The following is a 17729-nucleotide window of genomic DNA, read 5'->3' as shown; positions in this document are numbered from 1 at the left end:
GGAAAGTATTAATTGTCCCATTAATGGAGTGCATATCATTACAAAAATTCGCGTTTTTATAACATGAAATAGCGATTATCCAACTAATTGCAAGGGACTAGCGTCGATTCAAAGGAACTACACCCAAATAAAATGGAGCGTGAATAGTAAAGTGAATAGTAAATGATGATGTTTTATCAGCTTTTATTTTTTGGCGGACGTCCAATAGCGACTCCACTTTCTTTGATTCGCTGCATTAACTCTTTTAAAATAAACGCTATTGCTGTTGATTTTAAATATGATGCTGTTTTAAAAGCTGGCAAACCTCAACTACATTTGTAGCTGCACGGGCCAGCGAATGGCCATTATTCATGGCCATTTTCGTAAGCATGTTAAGCGCCTCTTGTTCACTTATTTTCTTTTGTTGCATGATGAATCTTTTCGCGCGCTCAAGCAGCTTACGATTTTTAAGCTGTGTCTTTGTTTGCTCAAGTTCACTCTGCGGTGAGTGCCGCTCTTTAAAATTCTCGCAAGCAGCAGTGATAATACTTTTTAGTCGGCGAGGCTTAATTTCATTCAACACATATGCACTAACGCCTGCTTTAAGGGATTCTTGAATCGAAGATGCGTTATCTTGCTCTGCAATAATAATAACGGGCAAGGGGGCTAATTGCTTGATAGTATTTAGTTGTTCTAATATTTTAGGCGTTGGAAAAGGGATTTTAATGATTAAAATATCAGCATCAATTTGCTGACGTCTTGCTGATAAATTGTCTGCCTCGTTGATCTGTTCGAGAATTTGATAATCAAGCTGTGATAGTGTTTGCTTTAAGTCGGATTGAGCGCTGATGCTATCTTCAAACAGCAATACCGGTATTTTACCTTGTGGCTCTGCTTGATTATTTTTTATTGTATTCATTGCTGTTGAGCCTCTTGAAATGCATTCCTTTATTAGTAACAATCCTTTAACATTAATTTAAGTCAGCATAATAAGTGCCAATTTATAGAACTAATTTTAAATCAATTAGATAGGTATTTTTTTGAGTTCTAATAAGCATTTCTGAAGACGTTCCTATGCACCAGAAAAGTTAAATAAAGGCTATGGATGCACTCTCAAAGTGCAATTCTTTTGATTTATTTTTTACTTGTTGTTTGCTAAAAGAAAAATAGTTTTTGCATCGTTAGTGATGAATAAAGCGCTTTTCTTTGTTTGCCATAACGGCATAACTTGTTGCTATTTATGATTCGATAGCATTGTTTTTGCGACGCTTTTACAGATGTGATCCCGGATCCATTTATGTCCGGGTTCATCGTTATTACGTTTGTGCCATAGTAGGACATAGGCAAACGCTGGAAATGCGACTGGTAAAGGTAACTGTATTAAGGGATGAAGCTTTTGTGCGTGTGTGACAAAACTAGACGGCAGAGTGACAATGAGATCGCTATGCGCACAGGCACTAACGGCACCGTAAAAGTCGGGCAGGGTTGTGCTTATTTTGCGATGTTTACCCGACTCGGCTAAGTGGTAATCTAATGCCCACCAGTCGTTACCTTCACAGCGAATTTGTACATGTGACATTTGCAGATATTTATGCAAATCCCACGGTTCGCTGTGGAGAGTTTCTAAAATGGGATGATGCTGGCGTACTAAACAGATATGCCGATCGGTCAATAGTGTGGTCTGAGTGATCCCGTCGGGAAGGTTGTTAAGCCTATAATCGGATGCTGGGTGTAGATCCCGTGCGGTAATACCCAAGTCTATTTGTCCTTGCTGCAAACCTTGCATCGATTTTTCAGTCCACCCATAAGTATCTAAAGTAATATTAGGGGCCTGACTCAGAAGAGGACCAATATAGGAAGGCAATAAAGTATCGTAGGCGCCTTCGACCATTGTAAAAGAGAAGTGGCGATGGCTGGTCGCGGGCGTAAATCCCGGAGGTAGGGTAACCTGATAGAGTCCCTGTAGCAGCACCGGTAGCTGCAATTTTAATTGTAAGGCATGAGGAGTCGGCTTTAACCCATGTGCACTGCGTAAAAACAGGGGATCATCGAGCATGTCGCGCAGTCGATTAAGGCTTTTACTTAATGCTGACTGGCTGAGGTTGAGACGATTGGCCGCTCTTGTTACGCTCTCTTCTTCAAGTAATATCTGTAAAATAACTAATAGATTAAGATCAACTCTGGCAAGTTTATCAAGATTCATAGATATTCCTTAAAGTAAATTGGCTTCGTAAATTATACCATTATGATTCATATCTTATGGCGCGTAAACTGCCGCTATTTGATAATCTAAAATTATCATTGTTTACATTGAGGAACGTAATGCGCCGAAATATATTACCTATACTGATGGCGATGGTGGTGTTAAGCCCGCTTGCAATTGATGTCTATTTACCTTCTATGCCGATGATGGCGACGGAATTTAATGTATCACCCAGTGAAATGCAGACAACGTTAGTATTGTTCTTATTTGCGATGGGGATAGGGCAGATATTAATAGGCCCACTTGCGGATCGTTTCGGCCGCCGTCCGATAGCTATTTCAGGTATTGTGTTATATACCCTGAGTAGCTTATTAGGCGCAATGGCGTTGGAATTTGAAGTATTACAAATAGCACGTGTCCTACAGGGGATTGCCGCCTGTGCAACTTCTATTGTGGTCTTTAGTGCAGTGCGTGATAGTTTCAACCGCCAGCAAAGCGCCCATTATTATAGTTATCTGAATGGTGTTATTTGTGTGATCCCAGCACTGGCTCCGACATTAGGCGGATTGCTTGCTCTGCAGTTTGGTTGGCGTAGCACGTTTGTATTTATGGCACTGTTTGCCGTGCTTGTGTTGCTGTTAGTGCTGTATCGGCTTCCTGAAACTCGTCCAGAAAATACTGATAGTAGCGGACGTTTATATCATTGGCAGCGCTTCAAGCCTGTTCTACGGGATGCGCATTTTATCTTTTATGCTTTTATCTGTATGGCTGGCATGGCCTCTATTTTAACTTATGTCTCCTACGCACCTGACTGGCTAATAAGGCATTTGGGCGTTTCTGAATTAGGTTTCAGTGCATTATTCGGTTTGAACGCAGTAGTTAATATTGCAGCTTGCTTCTGTGCACCTTTGCTGATTAAGCGTTTTGGTAATCGCCCGACGGTGATCATTGCTTTGTCCTCTCTATTAGCTTCCGCGCTGTTACAGCTCGCTGCACAGCAATGGGGAGCGAATACTGGTTTGCCTGCTGCATTTGCCTTTATGTTACCAATGATGCTGCTCTGTATTGGCTTTGCATTATTGCTCGGGCCAGCCACTAGTATGGCTTTGTCTGCCTTTGGCGAACGCGCCGGTACGGCTTCAGCAATGCTTGGCTGTATTCAGATGAGTGGCGCCGCATTGCTCGTTGCTGTTATTCAGCAGACCAATTTAAGTGCTCCTTTCGCGGTGATTGTGCTGATGGGCTGTTTAACGATTGCTTTGTTATCGATAATGCTTATGCCACGCTTTAATCACTTGCATTTAGAGCAGTTAAAGTTGTAAAAACAGTTCTTTTATAAAGCCGCGCACTATTTTCACGTTAAGTAACAAAAACGTCAGTAAAAAATAAAAATTGTAGCGCCAAATTAAATTGGCAAGTACACTGTCATCGATTATTAACTTATTGATTCGGTGTGAAGTTATGCAGTTAAAGGATGAACTATCAAAGCTTAAAGTTGAGCTGGCAGAGCTGCGATCAGTACAAGGTCAGCAGCAGCAAAGTATAGAAACGCGGCTGGATCTTTTTAGTGCTAAATTGGATCAACTCAGTCAGATAGATCGCTCTTTTTCTTCTGTTGCAGACAAGGAAATTGTTAATGCGCACCGAGCGACCAAATATGATCGCCAATATTTGCAATCTCAACAAATTGACATAAGCGAGCTTAATAGCGAACACTCAATACAACACGATTGCATAACAGTTGACCCATCGTTGCAAAGTGAACCGATCACACAGAAAACACCACTTTCAATAAAAAAATCCAGTGCTACTAGGCAACAAAAAACCGCCTTAATAGAAAAAAACGTAAAAAAACTTAGCCAACCGGTTGGACTATTAAGAGACCTTTTTGCTGAATTTTCTGACAGTATATTTGCGCCATTGGCCGGAATGAGTGCACAGATAAAGTCTTTTTATCAGCACTATCAAGCGAAAGGGCTTGGTCCTGTTTTTTTGATGACAGTGGCGGGCATCATTACCCTAACGCTGGGTTTTGGCTATTTGTTACAGTACTCTATTAATAACTGGTTTTCTGAACTTGCAAAAGCGTTATTTTCCTTTGCCTGCGCTAATGCCATTCTTATTGGCGCTATTGTTATGTATAAGAAACGCTCAGGAATGGAAGACTTTGCCTCCGGACTGCTCGGGCTGGGGATTATCCTTAACTATCTCAGTGCCTATTTTATCGGGCCTTATTTTGAGTTGCTGCCAACCGCTGTGAGTTTCAGTTTATTACTGTTGATCACGCTATTGGGGTTTGCTATTTCGTTGCAACTTGAGACCAAAGTCGTCTCTATTGTCACCTTAGTTGGCGGCTCCCTCGCCCCTCTCATGTTGCTCTCTACCAGTCAGGCCCCATTGCTTTATATTCCTTATTTGTTACTTATTGGTTGTTGTGCTTTATGGCAAAGTCGTCTGCTGAAATGGCCTGTTTTAATGGAAATAACCACTTTATTGCATATTGCTTGCATCGAATTTTTTACACTTTATTTAGGCGAGCCTTTAACGCTATCTGTGTGGCAAGAAGTGGTTGCCGTTCTCTCAGTGAATGCTATTTTTTATCTGTATGCTTTAACGGGTATCGTTTGGCTTTATCAGGAACAACGAGATTCGTTGTTCAGTCGACCGCCGAGTGATGTCAACATTAAAGCTGTTGCACTCAGCAAGCGTGTTCTTGCACTTCCTTTTGCGCTGCTGGCTTTTGTGTTGCTGGTCAGTCATCAGTTAACCGTCTTTAGCGGAGAGCTGCTGTTGGCCAACAGTTTAATTTGTGCTGTTTTATTTACTGTTTTTAAAGGCTCGAAACAGTTGCGCGCTATTAGTTTACTCTTTGCTGGCAGCTTTGCAGGTTTCGCCGCACTGCAACTTATCAGCGACGATTTTTTGGGGCTAGTATTGCTATTAGAAGGGTTGTTACTGCTTTGGTTAGGCGTAAAGGAGCACTCTCTATCGGTGCGTAGCGAAGCGTATTTTTTACTGGCAACGGGTCTTATCGTGAATGTTTGGGGTTTAATTGAGACGCTCCCATTGAGTCGTTACTCTTTGAGTGATTTTTCTCCATACCGCTTACCTTTAATCACTTTATTACTCTCTGCGGGTGCGCTTTATATCGCTTCTGCATTGATCAGTAAACTGCTTCTCGACACAAAAAATAGGCGGTTTATTGCTGCTGAATGTAAAATATTGATGGTCGTTAAGGAGTTATTAAGCGTTAGTTATGTGCTGTGTTTACTCTTTATTGGCTCTCTCGTCAGTTATGACTATTACCTTAATAGTGTTCCCTTGCTTAGTTTGTTGCTTTTGCACCTTGCGGCAAAAGATAAATTAAAGTTTACAGAGTTACTCGCGTGGTTATTAATGTTGCCACTATGCGTACTTGTCGCATTCGCTATTTCGGATGTCGGTAGTGGCAGTTTTAGCGTGCAGCCTTTATATGCTCAATTAGCACGAATCGAGTTATTTGTTAGTCTGTTAACTGCCTACTACTGGTATAAACGCACTTTTGCAGACTCAAAAATAATTAAATTAGCCTATTACTTGCAGTTGCTTTGTTTTATTGTACTGCCGCTTCTTTTCTTGCCCAAAGTATTGCTCCATTTTACTGGATATATCAGTATAGCCGTGTGGATTAGCTGTTTTATCAGTCTAGCGTTAGCGCGATTTGTTCGCCACCGGGCATTAATTGTGCAAGGGAAAATTCTTACCTTAGTGGCGATTGTTCTTACTGCCGCTACTTGCCTAGCAGAAATCTGGACTGGGCTTGTTGCACTAATGCTGGGCGCTATCTTTATGGCTATACTGGCCTATAGATATCTGCAGATGGCTATCCTATCTCGCCTTGTTCTGAGGTTGCAGTGGCAGCTGGCGCCGTTCTATTTTGCACTGCTGATTGGCGTAATGGTGCACACTGCAATGAGTTTCTGGCAAGCCAATTGGGCTGTCGTTGCCGGCGTACTTTGTAGTTATTTTGCTTTGCTTATTAGTCGTCGACCGGTGCCAAAGGTACTGCATGCTGGCTATGCAGCAGCTTACGCTCTGCTATTTGTTTGTGCGATTGCTCCTTTACTGATGCACACTCAACGGCACTTTGGGATAAATACGCAAAGTCTGCTGTATATATTATGCGAAGTGAGCACGTTGACTATTTTGGCTAAACTAATTATTCATCGCGGTGCTGCGATCCGTTTACACCGAAGAATGTTGTCGTTAACACGGCTACATTGGGGATGGCATATTTTCTTGTCGTTAAATTACCTGCTTTGGAGTTATCAGCTCACAGACCTTATTGCAGCGCCACTTAGCGCTATTTTATTGGTTACCCATGCCAGCTGGTTGATGTTTATTAGTTTAAGACCTGAATATAGGCAAAGCTTCAAGCTTGCGGCGGGGGTGTTCGCCGTTGCTTGCATTAAGGTCTTATTGATTGATATGGCAAACTTTGAAGCTGTACAAAAAGTGATCGCTTTTATAATGATTGGTTCAATATTGTTAAGTGTTTCTTACTTTTACCAAAAGGCGCGGCAGCGCTTAGCGGCGTCCAGATGAAGCATCTCGAGACATTATGGGCGTAGACTTTGCATTATTTGTGCGGCTTTTATTTCCAGTTGCAAGTATTGCTCTTCGCTTAACAGCTGCTCAGCGGCCAGCATAAACGCGCTCTGAAATTCTGCCCTGTTTTTTGCTGAGTGTTGCAGTTTATTAAGCCCTTTATTATTGGCTTTTATGTCTCCAAGCCTGACTCTTACAATTTCCCGCTCCTCAGTTAAGAAAGAGATCCTGTCTTTCATTTTTCGGATGCGTGTTTGCCGTTCTCGTCCGCGCGCCATATTCTCAGCAGGCTCACTCGAAAGTTGGCTTAATGCGGATTTAATTGCGCGTTTATCAGCATCAATTGCAGACAATAGCTGTTTTAACGCAATAGGATCATAACCTGCATCCAATAATTTTTGCGTAAATACTTGTGACATGAAATCCCTCCGTTATTTTATCTATAATTTGCAAAACGTTAAATACGATAACCTATGAGTTGTGGATACGATTTTTTGCTTAATAGCGTATTAGACGAAGAATTACGCTCATTACCTATGTTAAGTTTAGTATTATTTGTAAGAGCGGTTAAAAATAACTATCTCTGACGATAGGGGGGTAAAGAAAAGGTACTTTAAAAAAAGTGAATAGTCAGTCAATATTTGCTTACGGGCGTCAACAGCTTTAATGCCTTACAATTGATAGATCTTATCAGTACAATGACAATAAATCAATAATAGGAATCATTATCATATTGAAAGATGCTAATAGCGAAACGATCAACTGGCAGTGGCTTGTTGAGCAGGCCAAAGTGCATAAAAAACGACTGATCTGGGCGAATATTATTGCCCTTGTCGCGACTGCTATGAGTGTGCCTATTCCACTATTGATGCCGCTAATGGTGGATGAAATCCTGCTTAATAAGCCAGCGGGTGGTGTTGATTTCATTAACCATTTTTTACCACTATCAGTGCAGCAGCCGGCTAACTATATCATTGTCATTTTTCTCTGCGTGATTGTCATGCGCACCCTCAGTCAGTTGCTCAATATCCTGCAAAGTCGTCAATTTACGCTGGTTTCTAAGACTATTACCTGCACTATCCGTCAGCGCATGATCGATAAATTAGGGCGGATCAGTATTCGCGAATATGAAACCCGAGGCAGTGGTGGGATCAATTCGCATATAGTGACCGATATCGAAACCATTGATAAATTTATCGGTAGTACCTTAAGTCGCTTTATTGTGAGTTTATTAACCGTTGCCGGCACGGCGGCTATTTTATTATGGATAGATCTTTACTTAGGGCTGTTTATTGTCTTAGTTAACCCTTTTGTGATCTACTTTTCACGTAAGTTAGGCGCACGGGTAAAAACCCTAAAGACAAAAGAGAATCAAGCCTTTGAAAAGTTTCAAAACCGCTTAATTGAAATTTTAGATGGTATTTATCAGCTGCGTGCTTCTAACCGAGAAAAAGATTTTTTAAAGGCGCTTAAAACAGATGCGGATGATATTCGCAGCAGTGCAGACAAATATGCTTGGCAAAGTGAAGCCGCTAGTCGTAGCTCTTTTTTATTATTCCTGTTGGGATTTGAGCTATTTCGTGCGACGGCGATGTTAATGGTGCTATTTAGCGACTTAAGCATCGGAGAGATCTTTGCGGTTTTCGGTTATTTGTGGTTTATGTTATCGCCGGTGCAGGAATTGTTAAGTATTCAATTTTCTTGGTACAGCGCTTCGGCTGCGATGAAACGTGTTAATTCGTTGCTGCAACTCGAAGAAGAATTGCGCCTGCCAAGTAAAGTGAACCCCTTTATTAATGGCCAGCCAGCAGAGGTCATTATTCGTCATCTGAATTTTGCTTACGATAATGAAAATCGGGTATTAAACGATTTGTCTCTAACTATTCCAGCCGGTCAAAAAATTGCGTTAGTGGGTGCCAGCGGCGGTGGAAAATCGACCCTGATTCAATTGTTGATTGGGGTTTATCAGCCAAGCAACGGGGATATTTTATTTAATGGTGAAAAAAGCAGTGATATTGGTTTTGATATCATTCGTGACAATATTTCAGTGGTGTTGCAGCAACCGGTATTATTTAACGATACTTTACGTCATAACCTCTCTTTAGGTGTGGATTATACGGATGCGCAGTTATGGCAAGCACTGCAGGTTGCACAGCTTGATGATGTAATGGCGCAACTCAGTGATGGATTAGATACTCAGCTTGGCCGTCAAGGGATCCGTCTTTCTGGCGGACAGCGTCAGCGCGTTGCCATTGCGCGTATGGTATTAACTGATCCTAAATTTGTTATTTTAGATGAAGCGACTTCGGCGCTCGATACTGCCACCGAAAGTGCACTGCATAGTGCGCTTAATAGTTTTTTATCCGGGCGAACGACATTGATTGTTGCTCACCGCCTATCTGCTGTAAAACAGGCCGATATTATTTATGTACTTGAGGATGGTCAAATAAGTCAGTCCGGCAGACACAGTGAATTAGTCGAAAAGGACGGTTTATATCAGACTCTCTATGGCACAGTTCAAACCTAATGGGTGTAGTTCTTTTGAATCGACGGAATGTGTTGAATAAACGCACAGAAAAAATTGCGCAACCATGCTGGCACAGGCTTATTTTTTGGGGCGCGGACTTCAGTCCGCTTACTTTAATTCTTTATTGGGTGGACTAAAGTCCACGCCCCTTATTTTGCGTTTTGGAGCGGAAAGTATTAATTGTCCCATTAATGGAGTGCATATCATTACAAAAATTCGCGTTTTTATAACATGAAATAGCGATTATCCAACTAATTGCAAGGGACTAGCGTCGATTCAAAGGAACTACACCCAAACCTAATAACAGGTTGTTTTTGCAGGGATTTGCTAAAGCTTATCAGGTCAGCGATAAAGATTTAGTTGATTTTACAGGCATTTTACATAAAAACTGAAAAGCACGACTACTACACAATTCACTCCACCTCAAAATACCAGCTAACTTTTCAGTGAGTACTTAGTTTGAGATACTTTTGAGGGGCTTTGTAAGATCGCTCTTTTGTTGAAGTATCGGCCTAATAAGGGCGGTAATAAGGAAGCTAATAACATGCAAGCCATCAGCGAATACTGATAAACGCTAAAAGACTCATTCACTAATAATAACCCCATTATTACCCCTGCTATCGGGTTACTGATGCCCGCAAAGGTAAACTCAACGACTGTCATTCGTCCTAATAACCACACATATAAAGAATAGGCCAATGCAGTATTTAATATAATTAGCCAGATCAGGCCGAAGCCGTTTAAAAGACTCAAATTGTTCCAGACAGTTATATATTGAGCAGGGGAAACCAAAGCTTGAAATATTGACACGATGGCTAGTAAGAGACCTCCTAAAATTAGTTGCCAGCATAAAATAGTCCACCAATGAACTCTATTGGTCAATGCTTTAATAATATTGCTGCCCAGCACAATGCAGCTAATTGCTGTTAGCATCGCCAGCATACCTATTGTACTTAGTTCAAGTTGGCGAGGATCAAACAATAACCCAGCACAAAATATCAATAATGCCCCAGAAAAAACTTGTATGCGTGAGGGCGATTTTTTGTTAAATATCCAGTGAAATAACATTGCAAAGACAGGTACTGAAATCATCCCCACACCCGATATGGCAGAAGGTAATGTTTGTGCCATGACAAAGAGCAAACTAAAAAATAACGCAATATTAATGCCGCCTAAACGCAATAACATCGCCCAGTCACGACGTTTAGGCTTATTAGGCTTTATCGCGAATAATAATAAACCTGCAGGCAACGCGCGTAGTGCGCCGAGTAATAAAGGTGGCCAGCCGGCGAGGCTATACTGAGTGACCGCGTAAGTGGTTCCCCATAAAAATGCTGCTAACATGGCTAATACTATATTCATTTCATTCGCTATATATCTTTACGTAAAGACAAATATTCTGCGCGCATTCTCGCTTTTTGTAAAGTATCTTTATGTTAAGATAATTTAAAAGAGAGATTAAAATAAGGAAGTAACCGTTTTGGATAAATTAGATCGGGTAGTTGAGCAATGGCAGATTGAAAAACCGCATCTGGATACCCAGCCCATGGCATTAATAGGGCGTTTATTACGCTTAAGTAAATATTTGCAAATAAAAATAGCACAATGCCATAAAAGCTTTGGATTAACATTAGGTGAGTTTGATGTCTTGGCCACACTGAGACGAGCGACTCCCGATGCGGGCTTAACGCCCTCTGAATTGATTAATGCCATGATGTTAACCTCTGGCGCCATGACTAACCGACTTGATAAACTTGAATGTAAAGCATTAATTAGTCGAAAACTGAGTCAACTGGATAAGCGTAGTGTCACGGTTTCATTAACTGGTTCAGGAAGGGAATTGATTGACAGTGCGATCGAAGCGCATGTGGCTATGCAGCATGAACTGCTGTGTTCATTTAATACGCAACAAAAGGCGCTGCTAAATGAGATCCTAAAAACTTGGTTGATACCATTTGAATCGAATGATTTATAGCCGCGGCATTAAATATGTTATGACGGCAGTAACTCATTCTGTCTCACTTTGTTGATGACTACCGGTTTCCGTTGCCGGTAGTCAAGAGCGTTTATTTTTAGTTGTGCTCTAAATACTGCTGGGTAAGGCGATTAAGACGCATTTTTTCGTCGTCAGCAATAAAACTGGCTTCGATGGCGTTAAAGGTAAATTGTGTAAGTTCAGCTTTACTCATTGGGTGTGCTTCACTGACGGCTAAAAAATTATCGCTCATATAACCGCCAAAATAGGCGGGATCGTCAGAGTTTATGGTGACACAAAGTCCTTTGCGCAGGAGTACCACTATATTGTGGTCTGCCATCTGCGCAAATACTTTGAGTTTAATATTAGAAAGTGGACAGACGGTTAGCGGAATGCGTTGTGTGACCAGTTTTGCTAGCAGAGCGGGATCGTCTGTGCAACGTACGCCGTGATCAATGCGGCTTATCTGCAATAGGTCTAAGGCATCGCTTATATTGCTTGCAGGTCCTTCTTCTCCTGCGTGCGCCACGGTTAAAAATCCTTGCTTAATCGCTTCTGTAAAAACACCTGTAAATTTTTCTGGTGGGTGGCCCAATTCGCTGGAATCCAGGCCGATAGCGAAGATCTTGTCTTTCTCAGTTTGTGCTTGTGCCAGAGTGGCAAATGCAGCGGTTTCATCTAAATGGCGTAAAAAGCACAGGATCAGCTTGCTGCTGATGCCGAGCTCAGTCACGCCTTTTTTCAGTGCTCGATCAATTCCATTAACCACCGTCGCAAATGCAATGCCGCGCTGTGTGTGAGTTTGCGGATCAAAAAATAGTTCCGTATGCAGGACATTATCTGCTTGGCAGCGCTGTAAATAGGCCCATGTGAGATCAAAAAAATCCTGCTCATGGATAAGTACATTGGCGCCTTGGTAATAGATATCTAGAAAAGATTGCAGATTATTAAAATTATAAGCTTCTCGGACCTCTGCAAAAGAGTTAAAAGGGAGTGTGATATGGTTACGTTTGGCCAGTTTAAACATAAGTTCAGGTTCAAGGGTGCCTTCGATATGGACATGTAGTTCGACTTTGGGCAGACAACGAATAAATTTTTTCATGATTCAGCTCTTAATAAATAAAAATTTTACTAAGTACTTTTCTTGTGGATAAAGAATAATAGCGACAAAGAGAAAAGCACTAACGTACTAAACTCTTCGTAATCAGGAATTAATGGCTCCTGGTAGAGACCCCCAATCCATATTATTGGGGTTATACGAAGGCAAGCTTATTAATACTCAATCTAATTGGTATAACAGGTATTACCCTTAATAAACTTAAGTTTGATATTAACGCAGTGCGTTTTACAAGTCCATCCTTGAAAGATTAGCTTACAGATGATTTTAACTGCGCTTGATATTGCTCTTTAAATTTAATCATTTTGGGGGTTATCACCATGGCGCAGTAGCCTTGTGCTGGATTTTTAACATAATAGCCTTGATGATAATCCTCCGCAGGATAAAAAACCGTTAAATTATCTAGGGTCGTCTTAATGGTATCGCTATAAACCTTTGCATCTGTAAGCTGCTCAATAAAATCTTCGGCTTGTTTTTTTTGTTGTTGATTGTGATAAAAAATAGCAGAGCGGTATTGGCTACCAATATCATGACCTTGGCGGTTAAGTTGGGTCGGATTATGGAGGCTAAAAAACAGATTCAGTAGTGCTTGATAACTTATCTGTTGATCGTCAAATTCGATTTGCACTGCTTCTGCATGGCCGCTCGTCCCAGTGCATATATCCTCATAAGAGGGCGCGTCAGTGAACCCGCCTGTATAACCGGAAAGAGCATTTTTTACGCCGTTTAAAGAGTTAAATGCTGCTTCTAGGCACCAAAAACATCCGCCTGCAAAGGTCGCTGTGGAAATTGTCATTTTATACCTCATTAAAAATTTAAATTTATTGCATTCAATAGTTCCAACAGGCTGTTTTTTAGTATTTTTATTTACTACGCCTTATCAGTTCTCCATTATTCGTACACAATTAAGGTTCATAATACTTACACTAAAAGTGATTTAACTGTTTAAGATATTCTACCGCCCATGAAAGTGACGGGTTGCTGCTGTTTTTTTACTGGTCAGAAATTGAACATCTAAATTTAGTATAACATTGGGAATAAAATAATGAGTAAGCAAATTTTTCTGCTGGTATTTTTTACGCTGACATCCTCGCTACTGCCTTCTATTAGCGTTGCCAAGGATCGCATTGTGGCCGTTTACACGGATACCGTACAGTATCACCAGCTCTCGCAAACCTTGTCACTGATCGGTAAGTTAGAGTCACATCAGTTTGTCAGTATTGCCTCGCAGGTGACGGGGAAGGTGAATAATATCAATGTGATTGCCAATCAGAAGGTAAAAAGCGGTGAGCTGCTTGTCTCTCTCGATGATGCTAAAGCGCAAGCCGCATTATTGGAGGCCACGGCTTATCTCTCCGATGAGCAGCGTAAATTAAAAGAGTATGTTACGTTAGTTAAAAAGAATGCGATCACTAAAACGCAGCTCGATGCACAGTCTGCATCGGTCAATATTGCACTGGCTAGATTAATGGCTGCGACCGCGGTTGTGGAAGACCATCATTTACGTGCGCCGTTTTCAGGCTATGTCGGTTTGATCGACTTCAGCCTAGGTAAAATGGTCAGCAGTGGTACTGAGCTGTTAACCTTAGATGACCTCTCTACTATGCAGTTGGATCTGCAGGTGCCTGAGCGTTATCTCTCACAGTTATTAATCGGTATGCCCGTTACAGCTAAAAGTAATGCTTGGCCCGAGGTTGTTTTTACTGGGCAAGCGGTGGCAATCGATTCTAGAATTAACCCAGAAACCTTAAATCTACGCGTCCGTATTAAATTTGATAATCCGCAAAATAGACTAAAGCCGGGAATGATGATGGCCGCAGTTATTGCTTTTCCTGCACTTAATGAGCCCATTATACCAGTACAAGCGTTAGAGTATTCCGGCAGTAAACGTTTTGTTTATCTTGTTAACGAGGCGGGAATAACCGCACGGCGTGAAGTGATTTTAGGCGCACGTATTGAGGATCAAGTGGTGATTGAAAAGGGGGTAAATGTCGGCGATAAAGTAGTAGTGCAAGGGTTGATCAATATGAAGGATGGCTTAAAAGTTAAAGATCTTGCTACTCAGGGCGATGCGGCAAAGGAGCACAACTAAATGTGGCTTTCGGATACTGCGGTTAAACGGCCGGTTGTGGCTATCGTTCTAAGCTTACTGCTTTGTGTTTTTGGTGGGGTTGCTTTTAATAAGCTGGCAGTCAGGGAGATGCCCGACGTTGAAAGTCCAGTTGTCACGGTGATGACCCGTTATGAAGGAGCCGCTGCCGTCATCATGGAAAGTCAGGTTACCTCGGTATTAGAAGATCAGATCACAGGTATTAGCGGCATTGATGAGATAACCTCCGTTACACGCAATGGTATGTCGCGTATCACGGTGACCTTTAATTTAGGTTGGAATCTCACCGCAGGGGTGAGCGATGTGCGTGATGCAGTGGCTAAAGCGCAGACCTCATTACCGGATCAGGCTGACGATCCTATCGTGGCTAAAAATAATGGTTCAGGTGAAGCGTCACTGTATATCAATTTAAATTCATCAAAGATGGATCGTACGCAGCTAACCGATTACGCGCAGCGCGTTTTACTGGACCGGTTTAGTTTAGTTTCGGGGGTGAGTTCAGTGGATATATCCGGTGGATTATACAAAGTGATGTATGTAAAACTTTTCCCCGATCAGATGGCGGGCAGGGGCGTGACCAGTAGCGACATTGTTACGGCGTTAAAAGCAGAAAATGTTGAAAATCCCGCTGGTGAAGTACGCAACGATACGACTGTGATGTCGGTGCGCACTGCGCGTCTCTATTCCCAGCCGCAAGATTTTGACTACTTAGTGGTGCGCACGGCGAGTGATGGCTCCCTTATCTATTTAAAAGATGTTGCTCAGGTTTATGTGGGGGCTGAAAATGAAAGTTCCTCCTTTAAAAGTGATGGTGTGGTGAATATCAGTTTAGGGATTATTCCCCAATCCGATGCCAATCCTCTTGAAGTGGCCGATGCGATGCGTAAAGAGGTTGATAACATGCAGAAGTTTCTGCCTGATGGTGCACACTTAACCGTGGACTATGACTCGACGGTCTTTATCGAACAATCGATTAAAGAAGTTTACAATACCCTGTTTATTACTGCCGGGTTGGTTATTCTGGTGCTCTATTTCTTTATCGGTCAGGCTCGCGCGACCTTAATTCCGGCCATCACGGTTCCCGTTTCATTGATCTCATCTTTTATCGCCGCTTACTATTTCGGCTTTTCAATTAATTTAATCACCCTGATGGCACTGATTTTATCGATCGGCTTAGTGGTCGATGATGCGATTGTTGTGGTGGAAAATATATTTCACCATATTGAACGCGGCGAAACGCCGCTGGTAGCTGCTTATAAAGGGGCTCGCGAAGTCGGCTTTGCGGTGGTTGCGACGACACTGGTGTTAGTCATGGTCTTTTTACCTATCTCATTTATGGATGGCATGGTGGGGTTGTTATTCACGGAGTTTTCAGTGCTGTTGGCGATGTCTGTTATTTTCTCTTCGCTAATAGCCTTAACGCTTACGCCAGTGCTGGCCAGTAAAATATTAACAAATAATGCAAAAAAAACGCGCTTTAATCAGCTAACAGATTCTTTATTTGTTCGCTTAGAGTGTTTTTATCGCTGTTTGCTGATGCGATCAATGAAATTTCGCCTACTTGCCCCCTTAATTATTTTAGCTTGTATCGGTTTGAGCTTTCTACTGATGCAGCAGGTGCCTTCACAATTTGCACCACAGGAAGATCGTGGCGTGCTGTTTGCCTTTATTAAAGGCGCTGAAGGCACTAGTTATAATCGTATGAGTGCCAATATGGATATCGTTGAAGAGCGTATTTTGCCTCTGCTTGGACAGGGAGTCATTAAATCTTTTAGTACCCAAGCACCTGCTTTTGGCGGTAATGCAGGCGATCAAACTGGTTTTGTGATTATGGTGCTAGAAGATTGGAATAAGCGCTCGGTGAACGCGCAGCAAGCCTTAAAGATTATTTCTACCGCGTTAAAAGATATTCCTGATGTGATGGTACGACCAATGATGCCCGGTTTTAGGGGGGGATCCAGCGATCCGGTGCAGTTTGTACTGGGGGGATCTGATTATAGTGAACTGCAAAAATGGGCGCAGTTATTACAGCAGAAAGCCGAAGCTGGTGGTTTCTTGCTGAGCGGTGATCTCGATTACTCTGAAAAAACACCAGAGTTGCTGGTCAGCATCGATAAAGCGCGCGCAGCGGAACTCGGGATTAGCGTAACAGAGGTCTCTACGACATTAGAGATAATGCTCGGTGGTCGCCGTGCCACAACGTATATTGACAGGGGGGAGGAGTATGATGTTTACCTGCGCGGTGATGAGCGAAATTTTAATAATGTCTCTGATCTCAGTCAGATTTATATGCGCTCGCAAACCGGTCAGCTGATAACACTGGATACGATCACCCATATCGAAGAAGTCGCCTCGGCGAACCGACTTTCACATAATAATAAACAGAAATCGATCACCTTAAGTGGCAGTATTGCCGCCGGGTATACATTAGGTGAGGTGCTTGATTTCTTAGATAATCAAGCGATTACATTACTGCCGGGAGATATTTCTGTAAGTTATGGAGGGGAGTCGAAAGATTATAAAGAGAATCAAAGCAGTGTCTTGATTGTGTTTGCCTTGGCATTGTTAGTGGCTTATTTGGTACTGGCTGCACAGTTTGAAAGCTTTATTAACCCACTGGTGGTTATGTTTACTGTGCCGATGGGGGTCCTAGGTGGATTTTTAGGGCTTTATCTTATGCAGCAGGGACTCAATATTTACAGCCAGATAGGAATGATCATGCTAATCGGCATGGTGACAAAAAATGGTATCTTAATCGTGGAGTTTGCCAATCAGCTACGCGATCGCGGTATTGTCTTGGAACAGGCGATTGTAGACGCTTCTATCAGAAGGCTGCGGCCTATTTTAATGACTGCATTGACTACCTTAGCAGGTGCTGTTCCGCTAATTCTATCCAGCGGCGCGGGATCTGAAAGCCGTATCGCGGTGGGGACGGTGGTCTTCTTTGGAATGGGGTTTGCGACATTAGTAACGCTGTTAGTGATTCCTGCTATGTACCGGTTGCTTTCGGGGAAAACGCATTCTCCCGGTTTTGTTGAGGCACAATTGCTGCAGGAACTCGATAAGCACAGTTAATCACCGCAAAATAATGGCACTTATATTGTTTTTAATAAAATAAGTGCCAAGCGTAATAAATATCGGTTAACTTGGATACAATCATTTTCTGCTGAGGACAGACAGTGTGGAAAATGGTTACTTGAAAAATCCACCTATTGAGGAGATTGGCCAAGG

Annotated in this window: 12 protein-coding genes and 1 riboswitch; of the genes, 6 read left to right on the top strand and 6 right to left on the bottom strand. The window is 42.2% G+C overall.

Annotated features, from left to right (window positions below; genetic code table 11):
• Positions 1-271: 271 nt before the first annotated feature.
• On the bottom strand, positions 272-898 hold the full coding sequence (locus tag KSO91_RS05960) for an ANTAR domain-containing response regulator (RefSeq protein WP_238742036.1): 627 nt from the start codon (positions 896-898) through the stop codon (positions 272-274).
• A 315-nt stretch (positions 899-1213) separates the two neighbouring features.
• Positions 1214-2182 (bottom strand): LysR substrate-binding domain-containing protein, encoded by a 969-nt coding sequence (locus KSO91_RS05955; RefSeq protein ID WP_238742035.1) that lies wholly within the window; start codon positions 2180-2182, stop codon positions 1214-1216.
• Positions 2183-2301: 119 nt separating this feature from the next.
• On the opposite strand from KSO91_RS05955, the gene KSO91_RS05950 reads away from it, so the two are divergent.
• Entirely contained in the window at positions 2302-3504 is a 1203-nt protein-coding gene (locus KSO91_RS05950) for a multidrug effflux MFS transporter (protein ID WP_238742034.1), read from the top strand.
• Between the two features lie 139 nt (positions 3505-3643).
• Entirely contained in the window at positions 3644-6766 is a 3123-nt protein-coding gene (locus tag KSO91_RS05945; RefSeq protein WP_238742033.1) for a DUF2339 domain-containing protein, read from the top strand.
• 14 nt (positions 6767-6780) lie between these two features.
• Here the strand turns inward: KSO91_RS05945 and KSO91_RS05940 are convergent, their stop codons facing one another.
• A complete protein-coding gene (locus KSO91_RS05940) occupies positions 6781-7188 on the bottom strand; it encodes a hypothetical protein (RefSeq protein ID WP_238742032.1) in 408 nt (135 codons plus the stop codon).
• Between the two features lie 314 nt (positions 7189-7502).
• On the opposite strand from KSO91_RS05940, the gene KSO91_RS05935 reads away from it, so the two are divergent.
• A complete protein-coding gene (locus tag KSO91_RS05935) occupies positions 7503-9296 on the top strand; it encodes an ABC transporter ATP-binding protein (RefSeq protein ID WP_238742031.1) in 1794 nt (597 codons plus the stop codon).
• 435 nt (positions 9297-9731) lie between these two features.
• On the opposite strand, the gene KSO91_RS05930 is transcribed toward KSO91_RS05935, so the two are convergent.
• Positions 9732-10658 carry a DMT family transporter gene (locus tag KSO91_RS05930; RefSeq protein ID WP_238742030.1) on the bottom strand — a complete coding sequence of 309 codons (927 nt, stop codon included), beginning with the start codon at positions 10656-10658 and terminating at the stop codon, positions 9732-9734.
• 118 nt (positions 10659-10776) lie between these two features.
• Between KSO91_RS05930 and KSO91_RS05925 the strand changes: the two genes are divergently transcribed.
• On the top strand, positions 10777-11271 hold the full coding sequence (locus tag KSO91_RS05925; RefSeq protein ID WP_238742029.1) for a MarR family winged helix-turn-helix transcriptional regulator: 495 nt from the start codon (positions 10777-10779) through the stop codon (positions 11269-11271).
• A gap of 97 nt (positions 11272-11368) precedes the next feature.
• On the opposite strand, the gene KSO91_RS05920 is transcribed toward KSO91_RS05925, so the two are convergent.
• Together KSO91_RS05920 and msrA are read right to left on the bottom strand one after the other, a co-directional pair.
• A complete protein-coding gene (locus tag KSO91_RS05920) occupies positions 11369-12373 on the bottom strand; it encodes an adenosine deaminase (RefSeq protein WP_238742028.1) in 1005 nt (334 codons plus the stop codon).
• A gap of 79 nt (positions 12374-12452) precedes the next feature.
• Positions 12453-12552, bottom strand: a riboswitch (purine riboswitch).
• An 86-nt stretch (positions 12553-12638) separates the two neighbouring features.
• A complete protein-coding gene (gene msrA, locus KSO91_RS05915; protein WP_238742027.1) occupies positions 12639-13184 on the bottom strand; it encodes a peptide-methionine (S)-S-oxide reductase MsrA in 546 nt (181 codons plus the stop codon).
• 249 nt (positions 13185-13433) lie between these two features.
• On the opposite strand from msrA, the gene KSO91_RS05910 reads away from it, so the two are divergent.
• Entirely contained in the window at positions 13434-14480 is a 1047-nt protein-coding gene (locus KSO91_RS05910) for an efflux RND transporter periplasmic adaptor subunit (protein WP_275113919.1), read from the top strand.
• The gene (locus KSO91_RS05905) at positions 14481-17573 is read left to right on the top strand and encodes a multidrug efflux RND transporter permease subunit (protein ID WP_238742026.1); all 3093 of its coding nucleotides are present in this window, start codon (positions 14481-14483) and stop codon (positions 17571-17573) included.
• The last annotated feature ends 156 nt before the right edge of the window (positions 17574-17729 follow it).

The organism is Psychromonas antarctica (assembly GCF_022267535.1).
Taxonomy (GTDB): domain Bacteria; phylum Pseudomonadota; class Gammaproteobacteria; order Enterobacterales; family Psychromonadaceae; genus Psychromonas; species Psychromonas antarctica.
Note: the sequence above shows the minus strand (reverse complement) of the source record. Positions and strands in the feature narration are given on the sequence as shown.

Coding starts and splice junctions, on each gene's coding strand:
- KSO91_RS05960 (WP_238742036.1), bottom strand. CDS start 898: ATGAATACAATAAAAAATAATCAAGCAGAGCCACAAGGTAAAATACCG.
- KSO91_RS05955 (WP_238742035.1), bottom strand. CDS start 2,182: ATGAATCTTGATAAACTTGCCAGAGTTGATCTTAATCTATTAGTTATT.
- KSO91_RS05950 (WP_238742034.1), top strand. CDS start 2,302: ATGCGCCGAAATATATTACCTATACTGATGGCGATGGTGGTGTTAAGC.
- KSO91_RS05945 (WP_238742033.1), top strand. CDS start 3,644: ATGCAGTTAAAGGATGAACTATCAAAGCTTAAAGTTGAGCTGGCAGAG.
- KSO91_RS05940 (WP_238742032.1), bottom strand. CDS start 7,188: ATGTCACAAGTATTTACGCAAAAATTATTGGATGCAGGTTATGATCCT.
- KSO91_RS05930 (WP_238742030.1), bottom strand. CDS start 10,658: ATGAATATAGTATTAGCCATGTTAGCAGCATTTTTATGGGGAACCACT.
- KSO91_RS05920 (WP_238742028.1), bottom strand. CDS start 12,373: ATGAAAAAATTTATTCGTTGTCTGCCCAAAGTCGAACTACATGTCCAT.
- msrA (WP_238742027.1), bottom strand. CDS start 13,184: ATGACAATTTCCACAGCGACCTTTGCAGGCGGATGTTTTTGGTGCCTA.
- KSO91_RS05910 (WP_275113919.1), top strand. CDS start 13,434: ATGAGTAAGCAAATTTTTCTGCTGGTATTTTTTACGCTGACATCCTCG.
- KSO91_RS05905 (WP_238742026.1), top strand. CDS start 14,481: ATGTGGCTTTCGGATACTGCGGTTAAACGGCCGGTTGTGGCTATCGTT.